The organism is Aliiroseovarius crassostreae (genome assembly GCF_025137635.1).
In the GTDB taxonomy this organism is placed as follows: Bacteria; Pseudomonadota; Alphaproteobacteria; order Rhodobacterales; family Rhodobacteraceae; genus Aliiroseovarius; species Aliiroseovarius crassostreae.
On record NZ_CP080772.1, the window covers coordinates 690,628 to 706,748 of the forward strand.

At 60.8% G+C, this 16,121-nt stretch carries 18 protein-coding genes; 7 read left to right on the forward strand and 11 right to left on the reverse strand.

Annotated elements, in window-relative coordinates; genetic code table 11:
• The first annotated feature begins 11 nt into the window (after window positions 1-11).
• Entirely contained in the window at window positions 12-203 is a 192-nt protein-coding gene (locus K3J57_RS03365; protein ID WP_259797081.1) for a hypothetical protein, read from the forward strand.
• A 147-nt stretch (window positions 204-350) separates the two neighbouring features.
• Here K3J57_RS03365 and K3J57_RS03370 read toward each other — a convergent pair whose 3' ends face one another.
• Window positions 351-1,715, reverse strand: coding sequence for an FAD-dependent oxidoreductase (locus tag K3J57_RS03370; protein WP_259797083.1), 1,365 nt, complete (start codon window positions 1,713-1,715; stop codon window positions 351-353).
• A gap of 194 nt (window positions 1,716-1,909) precedes the next feature.
• Here K3J57_RS03370 and proS point away from each other — a divergent pair, with 194 nt between their 5' ends.
• Window positions 1,910-3,262: a proline--tRNA ligase gene (gene proS / locus K3J57_RS03375; protein WP_259772780.1), complete on the forward strand. Its 1,353-nt coding sequence runs from the start codon at window positions 1,910-1,912 to the stop codon at window positions 3,260-3,262.
• Between the two features lie 158 nt (window positions 3,263-3,420).
• Window positions 3,421-3,906, forward strand: a complete 486-nt coding sequence (locus K3J57_RS03380) for a DUF2937 family protein (RefSeq protein WP_259794027.1) — start codon at window positions 3,421-3,423, stop codon at window positions 3,904-3,906.
• Between the two features lie 346 nt (window positions 3,907-4,252).
• On the opposite strand, the gene K3J57_RS03385 is transcribed toward K3J57_RS03380, so the two are convergent.
• The 3 genes from K3J57_RS03385 to K3J57_RS03395 all read right to left on the reverse strand — a co-directional run bounded on the left by K3J57_RS03385 (window position 4,253) and on the right by K3J57_RS03395 (window position 6,228).
• Window positions 4,253-5,329 (reverse strand): 5-(carboxyamino)imidazole ribonucleotide synthase, encoded by a 1,077-nt coding sequence (locus K3J57_RS03385; RefSeq protein ID WP_259797086.1) that lies wholly within the window; start codon window positions 5,327-5,329, stop codon window positions 4,253-4,255.
• Window positions 5,322-5,810 carry a 5-(carboxyamino)imidazole ribonucleotide mutase gene (gene purE, locus K3J57_RS03390; protein WP_259786338.1) on the reverse strand — a complete coding sequence of 163 codons (489 nt, stop codon included), beginning with the start codon at window positions 5,808-5,810 and terminating at the stop codon, window positions 5,322-5,324. Before purE ends, K3J57_RS03385 begins: the two co-directional genes overlap by 8 nt.
• 199 nt (window positions 5,811-6,009) lie before the next feature.
• A complete protein-coding gene (locus tag K3J57_RS03395) occupies window positions 6,010-6,228 on the reverse strand; it encodes a YdcH family protein (protein ID WP_173485416.1) in 219 nt (72 codons plus the stop codon).
• A gap of 183 nt (window positions 6,229-6,411) precedes the next feature.
• On the opposite strand from K3J57_RS03395, the gene K3J57_RS03400 reads away from it, so the two are divergent.
• Together K3J57_RS03400 and K3J57_RS03405 are read left to right on the forward strand one after the other, a co-directional pair.
• A complete protein-coding gene (locus K3J57_RS03400) occupies window positions 6,412-6,822 on the forward strand; it encodes an Hsp20 family protein (RefSeq protein ID WP_259772776.1) in 411 nt (136 codons plus the stop codon).
• Between the two features lie 162 nt (window positions 6,823-6,984).
• Complete coding sequence (locus tag K3J57_RS03405) at window positions 6,985-7,212, forward strand: DUF1150 family protein (protein ID WP_259778759.1); 228 nt, start codon at window positions 6,985-6,987, stop codon at window positions 7,210-7,212.
• Window positions 7,213-7,415: 203 nt separating this feature from the next.
• Here K3J57_RS03405 and K3J57_RS03410 read toward each other — a convergent pair whose 3' ends face one another.
• From K3J57_RS03410 to trxB, 3 genes are all read right to left on the reverse strand, one after another.
• Window positions 7,416-9,491 (reverse strand): bifunctional sulfate adenylyltransferase/adenylylsulfate kinase, encoded by a 2,076-nt coding sequence (locus K3J57_RS03410; protein WP_259797090.1) that lies wholly within the window; start codon window positions 9,489-9,491, stop codon window positions 7,416-7,418.
• 187 nt (window positions 9,492-9,678) lie between these two features.
• Window positions 9,679-10,185 (reverse strand): RES family NAD+ phosphorylase, encoded by a 507-nt coding sequence (locus K3J57_RS03415; RefSeq protein WP_259786340.1) that lies wholly within the window; start codon window positions 10,183-10,185, stop codon window positions 9,679-9,681.
• 4 nt (window positions 10,186-10,189) lie between these two features.
• The gene (gene trxB, locus K3J57_RS03420) at window positions 10,190-11,131 is read right to left on the reverse strand and encodes a thioredoxin-disulfide reductase (protein WP_259794030.1); all 942 of its coding nucleotides are present in this window, start codon (window positions 11,129-11,131) and stop codon (window positions 10,190-10,192) included.
• A gap of 273 nt (window positions 11,132-11,404) precedes the next feature.
• Between trxB and K3J57_RS03425 the strand changes: the two genes are divergently transcribed.
• Window positions 11,405-11,905 carry an Lrp/AsnC family transcriptional regulator gene (locus K3J57_RS03425; RefSeq protein ID WP_055188737.1) on the forward strand — a complete coding sequence of 167 codons (501 nt, stop codon included), beginning with the start codon at window positions 11,405-11,407 and terminating at the stop codon, window positions 11,903-11,905.
• 148 nt (window positions 11,906-12,053) lie between these two features.
• Here the strand turns inward: K3J57_RS03425 and K3J57_RS03430 are convergent, their stop codons facing one another.
• From K3J57_RS03430 to lgt, 4 genes are all read right to left on the reverse strand, one after another.
• The gene (locus tag K3J57_RS03430; RefSeq protein WP_259776792.1) at window positions 12,054-12,197 is read right to left on the reverse strand and encodes a hypothetical protein; all 144 of its coding nucleotides are present in this window, start codon (window positions 12,195-12,197) and stop codon (window positions 12,054-12,056) included.
• A gap of 340 nt (window positions 12,198-12,537) precedes the next feature.
• Window positions 12,538-13,317: a peptidoglycan editing factor PgeF gene (gene pgeF / locus K3J57_RS03435; protein WP_259794031.1), complete on the reverse strand. Its 780-nt coding sequence runs from the start codon at window positions 13,315-13,317 to the stop codon at window positions 12,538-12,540.
• Between the two features lie 80 nt (window positions 13,318-13,397).
• Entirely contained in the window at window positions 13,398-14,498 is a 1,101-nt protein-coding gene (locus K3J57_RS03440; protein ID WP_259797092.1) for a class I SAM-dependent methyltransferase, read from the reverse strand.
• On the reverse strand, window positions 14,495-15,409 hold the full coding sequence (lgt, locus tag K3J57_RS03445) for a prolipoprotein diacylglyceryl transferase (RefSeq protein WP_259797094.1): 915 nt from the start codon (window positions 15,407-15,409) through the stop codon (window positions 14,495-14,497). Before lgt ends, K3J57_RS03440 begins: the two co-directional genes overlap by 4 nt.
• Window positions 15,410-15,586: 177 nt before the next feature.
• Here lgt and K3J57_RS03450 point away from each other — a divergent pair, with 177 nt between their 5' ends.
• Window positions 15,587-15,826, forward strand: a complete 240-nt coding sequence (locus tag K3J57_RS03450) for an accessory factor UbiK family protein (RefSeq protein WP_055188747.1) — start codon at window positions 15,587-15,589, stop codon at window positions 15,824-15,826.
• Window positions 15,827-16,121 lie beyond the last annotated feature (295 nt).

Genomic DNA, 16,121 nt, shown 5'->3' on the forward strand with positions numbered 1-16,121 from the left:
GGCAAACAGCAATGCGATTTCTTATGGCGATTGGGGCGGTTGCAACCCTTCTGGCAGGGTGCGACGGGCATCAATATGAACCCAAAAAATCGGGAATTACCACCTCGGGAGAGGTGGGGGTTGGTGTGAAATATGAAGAGGGTCAGGGCACCTCTCTCGCCACCAAAAACGAAGTGAAGATCAGCGTGTCCGGGTCGATCTGAGCTGGGGCCGCTATCTGAAAAACAGATAAAACCCGGAAGGCTTTCTCCTGCTGTCGCGGGACGACATCCCGATTGTACGGATGTTTCGGGGCAGGTCGCGACAGATCAGATCAGGGCAGAGGTGTCTTCCCAACCCGTTTCGCCCCCTCAGTCAATCCGAACACCCTGTCGTCTCAGCTCATGCTGCACCGCCCGGATGTCCACCGCATCAAGTGAGACCCCAGACTTGATCGATAGCGCCGCAGCCACGCCCGCGCCCTGGCCCGCAACCGCACAGCAGGCCATGTTGCGCGTGCCAGCATGGGCCACCTTGTCCCCGCCGATGGCACGTCCCGTGACCAGCAATCCCTCCACCCCTTTTGGCAACATCGCGCGGTATGGCACCTGCATGTAGCGCCCGGTGGTGGGCAGGATCAGGATGCCGTAGCCGTCAATAAACTCGGGGTAGATCCCGATTGTATCCTCAAACCGTCCCTGATGGCGCATATCCTGTTCGGTGAGGTTATAGGCCGCGTCGATCTTGCGCGTGTCACGAATGCCGATGGTCATGCCGAAATTTCTAAGCCGCGCCTGCGCGCAGCCCGGTGTGTAGCGGCGCAGCGCATCAATGGCGGTCATCGCCTGCTTGCGCCCCTCGATCTCGCCTCGGGTCATGCTGTCCGGATCCGTGCCGTCAATCCCCGCCAGATGCACAAGGTTCATATAGGTCATCTCGCCACTGTCATGCACCGCGCCCCAGGTGCCGCCGATGGTGTTGAGATGCGCGGGCATATGCCCCTCGCGGATGGCCTGGGCAAAGGGTTTGGCCAGAAAAGGCGAGAACATCTCGTCCTCTTTGCCGGAGGTCTCCACCTCCCATTCGCCGGAGGACCAATCCGCATAGGTCTGTGGATCGGCCTTCACGCCCTCCATGAATTTCTTTTTGTCGACCCCCGCGATATGGAACATGACCGAGGCCGCCTGCATCTCCTCGACCGGAGTTTTCACTGTGGGGGCACCCATCATATGGGCAATATCCGCATCCCCCGTGGCGTCGATCACCCGTTTGGCCAGAATGGCCTCGCGCCCCGCCTTGCTTTCGACAATGACGCCGGTGATGTGATTGCCCTCGCGCAGGGGGGCGACGAATTGGCGATGCAGCATCGGGTGGATGCCGGCCTCTTCGACCAGACGATCTGCAACCAGTTTGAACCCCTCACTGTCCAGCTCATAGGACAGGGACTGGCTCTCCGGCACGGCGGCCCCCATGGCTTTGGCGCGCTCTTCGAATTCCCAGCCTATGCCGCCGGCCTCAACGGTTTTCTCATGGCGATACCAGGCAAAGCCTTCGACGCCCACGGTGGTGATATTGCCACCGAAACAGCCGAACCGATCCAGCAACGTGACCTCGACACCGGCGCGGGCTGCCGCCAATGCGGCGGCCAACCCGCCGGGGCCGGATCCAACCACAAGCACATCGGTCTGATGGATCACCGGGATTTCGCGGGCGGGTTCAAGGATGGTCTGGGTCATGGGGGCTCCGAAACAGGTGGGGGCACCTTGGCACAGCGCGATGGTTGCGCAAACACAGTGGCGACACAAGGCCGGTCGCAAATGGCATATCTTGTGGCGAAACAGGGCAGGGTGCCGCCATGCTCGCCCTGCCCATTGCTCTTGCCTGCCTGATCGCGTAGACCGCTTGCAAACATGGAATTTATGAGGACAACATGCGTCTTTCCCGCTATTTCCTGCCGGTCCTGAAGGAAACCCCCGCCGAGGCCCAGATCGTCTCGCATCGCTACATGCTGCGCGCTGGCATGATCAAACAGCAGGCTGCCGGGATCTATACCTGGCTGCCGCTTGGCTTCAAAGTGCTGCGCAAGATCGAAAACATCGTGCATGAGGAACAGATCCGCGCCGGTCACGTGCCGATGCAGATGGCCACGATCCAACCGGCGGACCTGTGGCGCGAAAGCGGGCGCTATGATGATTACGGCGAAGAAATGCTGCGCATCGAGGACCGCCATGGCCGTGACATGCTCTATGGTCCGACCAATGAAGAGGTCATCACCGATGTGTTCCGTTCCCATGTGAACAGCTACAAAGACCTGCCGCTCACGCTCTACCAGATCCAGTGGAAATTCCGCGATGAAATCCGCCCGCGTTTCGGCGTGATGCGCGGCCGTGAATTCTACATGAAAGACGGCTACAATTTCGACCTGACCAAGGAAGACGCGCTGCACGCCTATAACCGCCACCTTGTCAGCTACCTGCGCACCTATGAGCGTATGGGCCTGCAGGCGATCCCGATGCGTGCGGATAGTGGTCCGATTGGCGGTGACGACACGCATGAATTCCTCGTGCTGGCCGAAACCGGCGAGTCGGAAGTGTTCTATGACAGCGCCGTGACCGACATGACCTTTGGCGACCGCGAGATCGACTATGATGACGTGGCGCAGTGTCAGGGGGTGATGGAGGAATTCACCTCGAAATACGCCCGCACCGACGAGACCCATGACGAGGCGATCTTCAATCAGATCCCCGAAGAACGCCGCCGCGTGGCGCGTGGGATCGAAGTGGGCCAGATCTTCTATTTCGGTACCAAATATTCCGAAGCCATGGGCGCCACCGTGGTCGACAAAGACCAAAACCATGTGCCGGTCCATATGGGGTCACACGGCATCGGCGTGTCGCGCCTGCTGGGGGCGATCATCGAAGCCTCGCATGATGACAAGGGCATTATCTGGCCCGAAGGGGTGACGCCGTTCCATGTGGGGATCGTGAACCTGAAACAGGGCGACGACGAAGCCGACGCCGCCTGTAACGCGCTTTACAAAGAACTCACCAAAGCCGGGCTGGAACCGCTCTATGATGACCGCAAGGAACGCGCGGGCGGCAAGTTCGCCACCATGGACCTGATCGGCCTGCCCTGGCGCATCACCGTGGGCCCGCGCGGCCTGAAAAACGGTGTGGTCGAAGTCACCTCTCGCCGCACCGGTGAAAGCGAAGAGATGTCGCCCGAAGCGGCCGTGGCCAAGATCATCGAGATCTATGAACCGCACCACGTGCGCGGGCTGTAAGAAAGCTGAAACTGATCTGGAAAAGGGGGCCGCGCGCCCCCTTTTTTGATGCGCGGATATAAGCGTGGGGGAAAGGAATGCCCCGCGTCCCCTTGACCCAACTCCGCCTGTCCCGGCATGCTTGCCATACGCGCAGATAAGCCGAAAAGGGCAAAGACATGATCCGAGCAATCACCATGGCAGGCGGGCTGGCCGGGGCAGTGGGTCTTTCGCAATTTCCTGAATTTTCACAGCAATACCTGCAGCGCCTCTCCGGTGCGCGCACCGAATTGATGGTGATTGCCAAAGGGTTTGACTTCACCGCCGAGGCCGCAGGGTATACGCGCGAAGAGGCCCTCGCAAAGATGAGTGGTTCAGAGTTCCAAAACGACCTGCGTGACCAGATGGCCGGAAACCTTGCGCGGTTCGACCGGCTCGATGCCGCCTACACATCGCTGAAACAAACCGAGCCGCTGATGCGTCTGACCAAGCTCTGGCATTTCCGGGATACGGATCTGGTGCAGGATACGTGGGACGAGTTTCGCCCCGCTGTGCCCGTGACCGCCGATGGGCTGATCAGCGCTGGGATCGGCTTTGTCGGCGGCTGGCTGATCCTGTCGCTTGTTCTGGGCGTGATCACCATGCCCTTTCGCCGGTTTGCGTGAGACAGGGTGAGATTGGGTGATAAGGGGCGCTGCCCCTCGCGAGACAAGCTCGCTCACCCCGGAGTATTTGAACCAAGAAGAAGGGGAGGTTGGAGTATTCCCTTTCCCTTTTTTCTTGTCAAAAATATCTTGGGGGAGAGCCGAAGGCTCGGGGGCAAAGCCCCAACAGGCTCACAAAGTGAGCCACCGGAAGCGGCCCGATGCGTGAGCAGAGGGCCACTTTGCTGACTGATTTGTTTCGGTCTTGCCCAAGGATTTGGAACGCGAAATGCGGCGAAAGAGGTTATCAGGCGGGGCGTTTCAGGAGGGGCATTGGCCACAGGTTTCTCCCGAAACGCATCAAAGCTTATTTTGCGGCGGGCACAATCCGGTTCACATGGCCCATTTTGCGCCCGGGTTTCACATCGGCCTTGCCGTAAAGATGCAGCGAGGCGTTGGCTTCGCGGGCGATCTCGGGCACGCGGTCCATGTCATCACCAATTAGGTTTTCCATCACCACATCCGCAAAACGGGATCCGTCCCCCAGCGGCCACCCGGCCACGGCGCGGATATGCTGTTCGAATTGGTCCACGGTGCAGCCCTGTTGGGTCCAGTGACCGGAATTATGCACGCGGGGCGCAATTTCGTTCACGATCAGACCTGTTGGCGTCACAAACAGCTCCACCCCCATCACGCCGACATAGTCGAGGGCGCTCAGGATCCGCCCTGCAAGCAGGATGGCGTCGGTGCGCTGGGCACCTGTCAGGCGTGCAGGCACGGTGGTGGTATCAAGGATCCCGTTTTTGTGCACGTTTTCACCCGGGTCAAAACAGGCCACTTCACCGGTCACGCCGCGTGCGGCGATGATGCTGATCTCATGGGTGAAGTTGACAAACCCCTCCAGCACCGCCGGAGCACCCTGCATGTCGGCAAAGGCCGCATCCGCATCCTCGGTGGTCTTGAGCCGTGCCTGACCTTTGCCGTCATAACCGAAACGGCGGGTTTTCAGGATCGAGGGGGCGCCAATTGCGGCAACCGCCGCCACCATATCTTCGATGCTTTCCACATTGGCGTAAGGGGCGGTGGCCAGTCCCAGATCGGACAGGAAATCCTTCTCAACGATCCGGTCCTGGCTGACGCGCAGCGCTTCGCGGCCCGGGCGGATCGGGGCGAGGGCTTCCAGCGCATCCAGTGCGGCGGTTGGGATGTTCTCGAACTCATAGGTGATCACATCGACCGATTTGGCGAAGGTTTCCAGAGCGGTCACGTCATCATAGCCTGCGGTGGTCACCTGGTCGGCCACCTGGCCTGCGGGCGGGTTTGCACCGGGTTCGAAGATATGGGTTTTGAACCCCAGGCGGGAGGCCGCAACCGAGAGCATGCGGCCCAGCTGGCCGCCGCCGAGAATGCCGATTGTGGCGCCGGTGGGCAGGATCTCACTCATCAACCGGAACCTCCGGGATCGAGGCGGCGAGGGCTGCGCGCCAGGCGTCCAGACGCTCGGCCAGCTCTTCATCTGCAGTGGCAAGGATGCCCGCGGCCATCAGCCCCGCATTTGCCGCGCCCGCTGCGCCAATGGCCATGGTGGCCACCGGGAAACCCTTGGGCATCTGCACAATCGAATAAAGGCTGTCGACACCGGACAGCGCGCGGGTCTGGACCGGCACGCCCACAACGGGCACGCGGGTTTTTGAGGCCATCATGCCGGGCAGATGTGCCGCACCGCCCGCGCCCGCGATGATCACGTGAAGGCCCCGATCCGCGGCTGTTTTGCCATATTCCCACAACCGGTCCGGGGTCCGGTGGGCCGAGACGATCCGGGTCTCATAGGCCACGCCCAGTTCGTCCAGCACATTTGCCGCTTCTTTCATGGTGGGCCAGTCCGACTGGCTGCCCATAATGATACCGACCTTCACATCCGTCATGTGGTCCCCCGATGATGGCGCAATAAAGTTGGGCTTACTTATAGGGGCAGGGGGGTATGATGCAATCGGGCAAAAGGCCGGGAGGGGCAATCTGTCCCGCTTCCGCACGCTTTTTCGTGAATTTTCCGAACGTCCCGACCAAGGCCGCGCTTCGGGGGCGAAGGTGATACGAATGTGTGCGGTCGCGCGCCCTGCAGGATCAGGCGATGATATCCGGGGTCAGCTTGTCTTCGATCCGGGCAATCTTGTCTTTCAGGGCCAGCTTTTGCTTTTTCAACCGCCTCAGCCGCAACTGATCCGCCCGCCCGCTTTCCTCAAGCGCGTGGATGGCTTCGTCAAGATCACGGTGTTCCGCTTTGAAAACCTCAAGCTCCACCCGGAGCACGTCATTGGTTTTCATTTCTTTGGCATTGCTCATGGTCAGCAGGTCGATTCCCAAGTGGTGGTAAGAGCTTATCGCGCAAAACCGTTAACGCCAAGGAAAAGCCGTGGCAGCGCGCGCCCCCTTGCACCTGATCGCGCTCCACCCCATATTTACCCGAAGGGGTTGCCGATCGGGACCCCGACCACGCGTCGCTTTATCGTGAAAAAGGACCGACTGATGACCAAGATGACCCTGGCCACCCACCCGTTCCTGCTGGGATTTGAGCAATTGGAGCGGATGGTGGAACAAGCCGCCAAATCCAAGGATGGCTATCCCCCTTTCAATATCGAACAGGTGAGCGAGCGCGCTTATCGGATTTCACTGGCCGTGGCCGGTTTTGCCGATGAGGACCTCTCGATCACGGTGGAAAATGCCAAGCTGGTGGTGCGCGGTGCGCAGAAAGAGACCAGCGAGGATCGCGTTTTCCTGCATCGCGGTATTGCCGGGCGGCAGTTCCAGAAGAGCTTTGTGCTGGCAGATGGCGTCGAGGTGGTGGGGGCCTCCACCGAAAACGGACTGCTGCATATTGATCTGGAACGCGCGGAGCCTGAGCAGGTGGTGCAGACGATCCAGATCAACAAAGGCTGAGCGGGCGCTGCGTTAAGCCCACATCAATCTGCAATCACTCTGATGTTATCGGACGGGCAATGGCCTGCGCCGGACCCCATATCTGTAATAAGCCCCCCCCGCTGGTATGAAAACGGGGAGGCGTAAGCGCCCTTTGACGCTTGAGAAGGAAGGAGGCCCATCATGGATGCTACATTTGAATTCCTGCCCGAAGTCGAAAGCCGGACCGTCTATATCCGCTCGGTCTTGCCGGAAGAGCTGCCTGAAGAGATGCGCCCACAGGTGGACGGCATGGACCGGCTTTATTCGGTGCATCATGAGGATGGGGAATGCCTGGCCGTGGTGCATGGCCGACGTCTGGCCTTTGCGCTGGCGCGGCAGCATGATCTGACCCCGGTTGCGGTGCATTGATCGCGCCGCTTCTCAAGCGTTTCGGGATAAACTTGAGACACATGTTTATTCCGAAACGCCCACAACATTGATATCTCTTGTAGCGTTTCGATTTTCCCCTGTCTCAGGTTAAAGTCGAAACGCTTTAAAAAAAGACGAAATGAAAAAAGGCCAGAGCGGGGCTCTGGCCTTTCTGTTTTGTAGTGGGCATTCGGGGCAGGGGCTTAGCCCTTGATCAGCCCCATGCTTTCCAGCTTCAAGAGCACCTGGTGGGCGCAGTTGTCCACTTCGACATTCTCGGTTTCCACCGTCAGTTCCGGGTTCACCGGCACGTCATAGGGATCGGAGATCCCGGTGAATTCCTTGATCTTGCCTTCGCGGGCCAGCTTGTAGAGACCCTTGCGGTCACGGCGTTCACATTCCTCGATCGAGGTTGCCACGTGAACTTCGACAAAGGCACCGAATTGCTCGACATCTTCACGCACCGCGCGGCGGGTGGTGGCGTAAGGGGCAATCGGGGCGCAGATCGCGATACCACCATTTTTGGTGATCTCGGAGGCCACATAGCCGATGCGGCGGATGTTGAGGTCACGGTGCTCTTTCGAGAAGCCCAGCTCGCTCGACAGGTTCTTGCGCACGATGTCCCCATCCAGCAGGGTCACGGGACGCCCGCCCATTTCCATCAGTTTCACCATCAGCGCGTTGGCAATGGTCGATTTGCCCGAGCCCGAGAAGCCGGTGAAGAACACGGTAAAGCCCTGCTCTGCGCGCGGTGGTTTGGTCTTGCGCAGCTCTTCCACAACGGTCGGGAACGAGAACCATTCCGGGATTTCCAGACCTTCCTGCAGGCGGCGGCGCAGCTCGGTGCCGGAAATGTTCAGGATGGTCACGTTGTCCTTGTCTTCGATCTCATCGGCGGGTTCGTATTGGGCGCGGTCCTGCACGTAAACCATGTGCTTGAAGTCGACCATTTCGATGCCGATCTCGGCCTCATGCTCGCGGAACAGGTCCTGCGCATCATAGGGCCCATAGAAATCTTCACCGGCCGAGTTCTTGCCGGGGCCTGCGTGGTCGCGGCCGACGATGAAATGGGTGCAGCCGTGGTTCTTGCGGATCAGGCCGTGCCAGACCGCTTCGCGCGGGCCAGCCATGCGCATTGCCAGGTTCAGCAGCGACATGGTGGTGGTGGCGGCAGGGTATTGATCCAGCACCGCCTCATAGCAACGCACGCGGGTGAAGTGGTCGATATCGCCCGGTTTGGTCATGCCGACAACCGGGTGAATAAGCAGGTTGGCCTGTGCTTCACGAGCGGCGCGGAAGGTCAGTTCCTGGTGGGCGCGGTGCAGCGGGTTGCGGGTCTGGAACGCCACCACGCGACGCCAGCCCAGCTTGCGGAAATACGACCGCAGTTCGTTCGGCGTGTCGCGGCGGCCGCGGAAGTCATAATGCACCGGCTGCTGGATACCCACGATCGGGCCGCCCAGATAGATTTTACCGGCCACATTATGCAGGTAGTTCACCGCCGGGTGCGCATCGTCATCCGCGCCAAACACCTTCTCGGCTTCGCGTGCCTTGTTGGGTTCCCAACGATCGGTCACGGTCATCGTGGCCAGGATCACACCTTCCTGATCGCGCAGGGCAATGTCCTGCCCCAGTTCGATCGAGTTTGCGAACTCCTCCGACACATCCAGGGTGATCGGCATCGGCCAGAGCGAGCCGTCTGCCAGGCGCATGTTTTCCACCACGCCATTGTAATCTTCCTCGCTCAGAAAGCCCTTGAGCGGGTTGAAGCCACCGTTCATCAAAAGCTCCAGATCACAGATCTGACGCGGGCTGAGGTCGTGGCTGGTCAGGTCAGCGGCTTCAACTTTCAGCTTCTGCGCGCTTTCATATGAGACATACAGCTCGGGGATGGGGGTCAGGTTGTCTTGCATGGGATGTGTCCTGTGTTTCAAAGGGGAAAGACCGCTGGACGAACCGGTCAACTCGGCGTGCAGCGCGTCATACTCGGCAAATTTGCGGGCAAGGAATTGATCTCTGAGGCGGGTTTTCTCTGCGGCCCCTTTGGCGGTGATGACGTAGGAAAAACGTTGCCGCTTGTCCGGTCCGCCCCGCTTGCCAATCTGGATCAGCCCCTGATCGGCGGTGGCACGCAGAAGTCCGTTCAACCGACCCAATGATATCCCCACCGCCGCGGCAATCGCGCGTTGCGAGCCTTCCGGCGCTGCGTCCAGCTGGCGCAGCAGAAGGAAGCGCAGATCGTCTTCCGTAGGTGAGGAGGGGGGCGGTGTGGCGGGCATTCTGGTTCGACTCAAAGTGTGTTCACGCGTGAACGCATTACATGAACAGCCGCATACGAAAAGACATAATTAGAGTAAATGACCCGATTTGGGGGGAAATAGTGCCAAGTGTGGGATTGGGGGAACAGTGTTCCAAAACACGTGTGCTCCTTGGAACGCGCCGGGCATGTGACCGTCGTTCAAACGCCTAGAACGGAATGGGGTTCTGTGTCCCCCGCACTGCAGGCGCATGGTCTTCGTTCCAGCGAAACAGGGTCAGATGGGTCAGCTCCGGGCGAGAGCGGGAGGGGGTCAGCATGCCCTCCGCCCCGGCCCTGCGAAGCTGGTCGCTGATCTCCCATGTTGGCGGGAACTGCCCCTGAGCGTGTAAATCGGCCCAGAAGACATGGATCCGCTCAAGAGACATCCCCAGGGCGTCCCGCACGGATGGCGCGCACAGATCGACGATATGCGCGGCAGAGACCTCAAGCGGGAAAATGACGCGGGGCGGATCATCGGGGCGCTGATAGGCCTTGACCGCCACGCGACACCCCTCTGGCGTGGCTGAGAGGTAAAGCGCGTTCTCGCCATCATGATGCCAGCGCCCGTTTGGGGCGCGGGCCGGGGAAAGAAGCCGGGCCTCCTGCCCCTGAAAGGTGGCGCGCCAAAAACGCCCCACCACCGGTTTGAAATAGCTGGGCACAGACAGGCCCACCTGTTTACTCCTGCTCAGCCAGGAAATGCTCTGCCTCAAGTGCTGCCATGCAGCCCATGCCAGCCGAGGTCACCGCCTGACGGTATTTGTGGTCGGTCAGGTCGCCTGCGGCAAAGACTCCGGGGATCGAGGTGGCGGTGCTGTCGGGTTTGGTCACCACATAGCCGCCCATATGGGTTTCCAGAGTGTCTTTGACCAACTCGTTGGCAGGGGCGTGGCCGATGGCGATGAAAACGCCCTTGGCCGGGATCTCGGTGATCTCGCCGGTTTTGACATGGCGCGCCCGCACGCCGGTCACACCCAGCGGGTTTTCGTCCCCAACGACCTCTTCCAGCGTGTGATCCCACAGCGGTTCGATCTTTTCGTTCTTCATCAGCCGATCAATCAGGATCTTTTCGGCGCGCAGTTCGTCGCGGCGGTGGATCAGGGTGACCTTGGAGGCAAACTTGGTCAGGAACAGCGCTTCCTCAACCGCGGTGTTGCCGCCGCCCACCACGACAATTTCCTCGCCGCGATAGAAGAACCCGTCGCAGGTCGCGCAGGCCGAGACGCCAAAGCCCTTGAACTTCTCTTCTGACGGCAGGCCCAGCCATTTGGCGCGTGCGCCCGTGGCCAGAATCACCGCATCAGCCGTATAAAGCGTGCCACTGTCCCCCTTGGCCGTGAACGGGCGTTTGGACAGATCCAGATCGACAATGATGTCACCGATGATTTCGGTGCCCATGGTGCGCGCATGTTCTTCCATCTTCATCATCAGCTCTGGCCCCTGGATGTCGATGAAAGAGGGATAGTTCTCGACCTCGGTGGTGGTGGTCAGCTGGCCCCCCGGTTCCATCCCCTGCACCAGGATCGGCTCAAGCATGGCGCGCGAGGCATAGACCCCGGCAGTGTAACCGGCAGGGCCGGAGCCAATGATCAGAACTTTGGTGTGGCGGGTCTCGGACATCGGGGCATTCCTGCTTTGAATTGTTCAACGCCTCTGGATATAGGGGCGCAGGCGGCCCGAGGGAAGCCCCCGTATTGAACCCGTGTTGACCCTGCGGTGTCCCCGTCTGCCCCTCTCGTTGCCCTCGCTGATCCTGCCGTTCCGTGCCGCCTTTGCCTGCCGAATGGTCGGATCTGCAAGAATGTTGCGTTTTGGCGAAAGATTGTTGCGCAAGCAACCAAGGGCGGCTAGTGTTTGCGCAATTTCATTGAGTAGGCGCCAGAAGGAATTCGCATGGCCGGACATAAGCTAGACCCGATCGACCGCATGATTCTTGCCGAGTTGCAGGCCGATGGGCGTATGACCAATGTGGAGCTGGCCAAGCGCGTGGGTATTTCCGCGCCGCCCTGCCTGCGCCGGGTGCGCACGCTGGAGGAAATGGGGCTGATCAAAGGCTATCACGCGGATGTGGATTCGCGCGCGCTGGGCTTTGAAGTGCAGGTCTTTGCCATGGTCGGTCTGGTCAGTCAGGCCGAGGCGGATCTGGTGGCGTTTGAGGGGAAATGCCGCGAATGGTCCCTTGTTCGCGAATGCCACATGCTCAATGGCGAGGTGGATTTCATCCTGAAATGCGTGGCCCCCGACCTGTCGACCTTCCAAAGCTTCCTGACCGAAGACCTGCTGACCACGCCCAATGTGGGATCGGTGAAAACCTCGCTGGTCATTCGCGGCGCCAAGGATGAACCGGGCGTGCCCTTTGACGTGCTGGAAGCGCGGATGGCAGAAACGCCCTGATCTTCTGAGCAGGACGCGTCGGAGTTTTGCAAAAACTCCGGGCAAAAACACCAAAGAGTTTTGGGCGTGCGCTGGCCGCCAAACAAACAAAAACCGCCCGGGAGGGAGGCGGCTTTTGTCTTGCGGCGGCACTCTCAAGCGATATCGCTTACGCCGCGTCCTGTGCTTTTGGGTCTTTCTTCGCCTGACGGTTCTCGCGGGTGAAGGGCAGGGCAGAGGTGTCGGCCTCGGCCTCAATGATCCATTTCATCCAGCGACGGGTTTGCGGACGGGGTTTGCCTTGCTTGCTCATGTCGTGCCTCATTGCTCTGCCCTCTTCGGGACATGTGATCATGTGTTGATCTCAGGTCTAACGAGGGATTCGGGCACAGTTTGGGCAGTCCTTGGGCATTTTTGCCAAATCGGCGACAATCGGCCGGAGTGGCAGGTTGAACCCTAAAAAATAAGGGAATTGTCCCGGGGATCCCGTCCAATTTGCCGCATCAGTCGCGATTGTTTCGCGCAAATGGGGCCAAAACGGGGCAGGATCGCCCTGAACCAGAGCGGGTTGAAAGCGTTTCGGGAAGACCTGGCCACGGGTGTCGCGCGACGCGCGCGGATCGCTTTGATGCAGTGGGTGTTTCGAAAGGGGTCTACAGGCGGATCGACGAGATCAGCCGACCGTAATCGGCCTCGTTCCGGTGGCAGGCGCGACGATAGGAATAGAACCGGTCTTCATCCGCGTAGGTGCAATGGCCCACCCAGCTCGCCTGTCCCACGCCCGCTGCCTTCAGGCGATGCAGGCCAAAGCCGGGCAGGTCGAACATCATCCGTTTGTCCTGACCCGGTGTGTTCTGACCCGGTGCAAAGAACTGGCCATAGCTGGGGTCAATGGCGGTGAACCTGTCAAAAAACTCCGCCCCGACCTCATAATTGCGCTGGCTGATGCAGGGGCCAATCACGGCGTGGATGCCTTCTCGCGTGGCGCCAAGCGCCTCCATCGCCGCGATCGTGTTTTCCAACACCCCATCCAGCGCCCCTTTCCATCCGGCATGGGCCGCGCCGATCACCCCCGCCTTGGCGTCGGCAAACAGCACTGGCTGGCAATCCGCGGTGAGGATGGTCAGGGCAAGTCCGGGTGTTGCGGTCACAAGTGCGTCGGCCTGTGGTTTGTCGCCAACCTGCGCTGCGGTGATTGTGGCCACATCTGCGGAATGGACCTGAAAAACCCCGCACAGCGCCGCCGGAGCCACCTCCATCGCTGCCGCCACCCGGTCACGGTTGATCTTTACCAGCTCTGATTGGTCCTGACTGCCCGAGCCACAGTTCAGCCCGCGATACACCCCCGAGGACGCCCCGCCTTTTCGGGTAAAGAACCCATGCCGCAAAGCATCGGAACGCAGCGTGTCGGAACTCAGGATTTCCAGCATCATCAGGTCACCATCGGGTTGGTTCGGGTGGGTGAGCGGTCGGATCGGACCGGTCAGGTGAGGTCTGTCGAAATGCCCGGCGCTCAGCGCGGTCCGGAAGGGGCCATTTCCAGCCCCGGCAGCGCCGGTGCACCCGGACGAGTCAGCCCGAGCACTTTGAAGAGCGTCCCCATTTCATCGGGATGGGTCAAGCGCCGATGTGCCGAGATATGGCTTTCCAGCGCCTGTCCCTGCATCTTTGCCGCCAGCGCCTGGGCCCGCTCGGTGATCCCAAGCCGTTCCAGAAACACCCCCTGAGGGGTCAGAAGCGAGTGGGTCAGCGGTGCGGCAAAATGGGCAATGCGTTCGAAATCCACATGCGCGGTCAGATCTGCCGCGCCCGGAGCTTCAAGCAATCCGACCGTCTGATGGGCCGAAAGCGCCTGAAGCGTATCCCCCAGCGAACGCCAGTCGCCGTAATCAATCACCAGCGCCACGCCGCCATAGGTGTTGATGCGGGTGGCGATCTCTTCGGTGATCGGGCCAAGGGCGGGGCAGATCTCGACAAGATCACCATCGCGGGTATCGTCCAGCCGATGGTCCAGCATCGCCTGCGGCAAGGGGGCGGTCAGCCCCATGCGCAATGTGCCGTTTTCTTCGCCGACCTGATGCTCGCGCCACATCTTGCCATCACGGATGAACTGGCGGATCGGCAAGGCGTCGTAAAACTCGTTGGCGATCAGGAACAGGGGCTGATCTGGCAGGGTCTGGGCCACGTCATGATGGGTGATTGCAGCCGGGGCCAGCCGATCCCTCTGGGCTTTCCGCAGCACGGGGGAGGCTTCGACCAGATGCAGGTCAAGTGCCGCGTGGAACCCGGGCACAGCCGCCGTGGCGCGCAGCATATCCGCCATCAATGTGCCGCGACCGGGGCCAAGCTCGGCAAGGGTGAAGGGGGCAGGGCGCCCCTGATCGATCCAGACCTGCGCCATGAACAATCCCAGCATCTCACCAAACATCTGGCTGATTTCAGGGGCGGTGATGAAATCCCCCGCCTGCCCGAACGGGTCGCGCGTGGCATAGTAGCCGTGGACCGGATGCAGCAGGCAGTCGCCCATGAACTCGGACAGGGTCATGGGCCCGGTCTTGTTGATGCGCCGCAACAGAAGGTCGGTTAGCGAGGGGGGGATCTGGTGCGCGCTCATGTGGTCTGGTCCCTGGCAGGATCTTCAAGCGGGCGGCGAAACGCCCAGATCAGCGTGGCCGCCCCGATCACGATCATCGGCAGGGTCAGGGTCTGCCCCATGGTGATGCCATAATCCCCCAGCCGGATCACGTGACCAAAGGGGTTGTCGGCCGAGATGAACTGCGCATCCGCCAGCCGGAAGAACTCAACCGTGAACCGCGCCAGCCCATAGCCCAGAAAAAACCCGCCGGTCAGCGCTCCGGGGCGTTTCAGCCAGCCGGACCTGAAGGCGAGGTGCAAAAGAACGGCGGCCAGCACGGCGCCCTCAAGGGCCGCTTCATAAAGCTGGCTTGGATGACGGGCGCAGGCCCCGTTGGCGAGGTTGGCACAGGTCTGCGCAGCCTCGCCCGGGAAAATCACCCCCCAGGGCAGGTCGGTCGGACGGCCCCACAGCTCGGCATTGATGAAATTTGCGATGCGCACAAGCCCGATCCCGATCGGGGCCGCAATTGCCAGACAGTCGGCCACCGATGCCACGGGCAATCCGCGCCGGCGCGACCAGAAAAACACCGCGGCAATCACGCCAAGGAACCCGCCATGAAAAGACATCCCCCCTTGCCAGACTTTCAGGATCTCCACCGGGTTCGACAGGTAATAGTCGGGTTGATAAAACAGCACAAAGCCCAGCCGCCCGCCGCCAATAATGCCCAGCACGATCCAGGTGGCCAGATCCTCCAGCTGCGCCCGCTCCATCGGCGGACCGGCCCGCCACAGTGCCGGACGTTTCAGCGCCTGGGCGATGATCCACCAGCCAATGGCAATCCCCACCAGATAGCCCATCGCATACCAGCGCAGGGCAAATGAAATCGGACCAAGCTCGATCGTAAAGATCTCGGGCGTCAGGGCGGGGAAGGGGATGGCCATAATCATGGCCGCATTCCTGACTGGCCCGCCCGCGGGTGTCAATGGGGGCACGCCGCCGCCCCTTCAAGACGGTGAAATCCTGCAAGGGCGCATGCATCACCTTGTCTCCGGCGGCGTTTGTCCCCATATAGCGTTTGTCCGCACATGAAGGGCAATTGCCCCTAGCCGCCCAAGGAGATCCCGATGCAAAGCCGCAACAAGATGTTTGATGACCTGTCGCAAATCATGACCAACGCGCTGGGCGTGGCTCAGGGCGCCAAGGATGAGGCCGAAAGCGCGATGAAATCCTGGATGGACCGCTGGCTGGCGGATCGTGACCTTGTCACCCGCGAAGAATTTGATGCGGTGCGCGCCATGGCCCAGAAAGCGCGCGAGGAAAACGAGGCGCTCAAGGCCCGGATCGAGGCGCTGGAAAGCAAGTAACACCCAAAGCTCGCCGCCTGCCCGCGCCTGGTGCCGTGTTTGGCGCCGTATTTGGTCCGGTGTTAGTTCCCCGTGTCAGCTCCTGTGCCACTCAGGCCGCGCTGCCATTTCCCTCTGGCCCCTCTGGCGGGACCGGCCCCCTCCCTTTTCCCTGTCGCTTTTTTCTTGTTTCAAATATCTCGGGGTGAAGGCCCGCTCTGAGAGCGGGCACGAGGGGCAGCGCCCCTGATTGGCTTCAGAACACAGGCCACCTCAGACGGGCCACCTCACACAGGCCACTTCAGGCCCGATTATT

Bases quoted from the DNA above. Each gene is read 5' to 3' on its own strand.
- purE (WP_259786338.1), bottom strand. From the start codon at position 5,810: ATGACGGATGTGAAGGTCGGTATCATTATGGGCAGCCAGTCGGACTGG.
- proS (WP_259772780.1), top strand. From the start codon at position 1,910: ATGCGTCTTTCCCGCTATTTCCTGCCGGTCCTGAAGGAAACCCCCGCC.
- K3J57_RS03395 (WP_173485416.1), bottom strand. From the start codon at position 6,228: ATGAGCAATGCCAAAGAAATGAAAACCAATGACGTGCTCCGGGTGGAG.
- trxB (WP_259794030.1), bottom strand. From the start codon at position 11,131: ATGTCCGAGACCCGCCACACCAAAGTTCTGATCATTGGCTCCGGCCCT.
- K3J57_RS03380 (WP_259794027.1), top strand. From the start codon at position 3,421: ATGATCCGAGCAATCACCATGGCAGGCGGGCTGGCCGGGGCAGTGGGT.
- K3J57_RS03365 (WP_259797081.1), top strand. From the start codon at position 12: ATGCGATTTCTTATGGCGATTGGGGCGGTTGCAACCCTTCTGGCAGGG.
- K3J57_RS03410 (WP_259797090.1), bottom strand. From the start codon at position 9,491: ATGCCCGCCACACCGCCCCCCTCCTCACCTACGGAAGACGATCTGCGC.
- K3J57_RS03450 (WP_055188747.1), top strand. From the start codon at position 15,587: ATGCAAAGCCGCAACAAGATGTTTGATGACCTGTCGCAAATCATGACC.
- K3J57_RS03400 (WP_259772776.1), top strand. From the start codon at position 6,412: ATGACCAAGATGACCCTGGCCACCCACCCGTTCCTGCTGGGATTTGAG.
- K3J57_RS03385 (WP_259797086.1), bottom strand. From the start codon at position 5,329: ATGAGTGAGATCCTGCCCACCGGCGCCACAATCGGCATTCTCGGCGGC.
- K3J57_RS03430 (WP_259776792.1), bottom strand. From the start codon at position 12,197: ATGAGCAAGCAAGGCAAACCCCGTCCGCAAACCCGTCGCTGGATGAAA.
- K3J57_RS03440 (WP_259797092.1), bottom strand. From the start codon at position 14,498: ATGAGCGCGCACCAGATCCCCCCCTCGCTAACCGACCTTCTGTTGCGG.
- pgeF (WP_259794031.1), bottom strand. From the start codon at position 13,317: ATGATGCTGGAAATCCTGAGTTCCGACACGCTGCGTTCCGATGCTTTG.
- lgt (WP_259797094.1), bottom strand. From the start codon at position 15,409: ATGATTATGGCCATCCCCTTCCCCGCCCTGACGCCCGAGATCTTTACG.
- K3J57_RS03425 (WP_055188737.1), top strand. From the start codon at position 11,405: ATGGCCGGACATAAGCTAGACCCGATCGACCGCATGATTCTTGCCGAG.
- K3J57_RS03370 (WP_259797083.1), bottom strand. From the start codon at position 1,715: ATGACCCAGACCATCCTTGAACCCGCCCGCGAAATCCCGGTGATCCAT.
- K3J57_RS03405 (WP_259778759.1), top strand. From the start codon at position 6,985: ATGGATGCTACATTTGAATTCCTGCCCGAAGTCGAAAGCCGGACCGTC.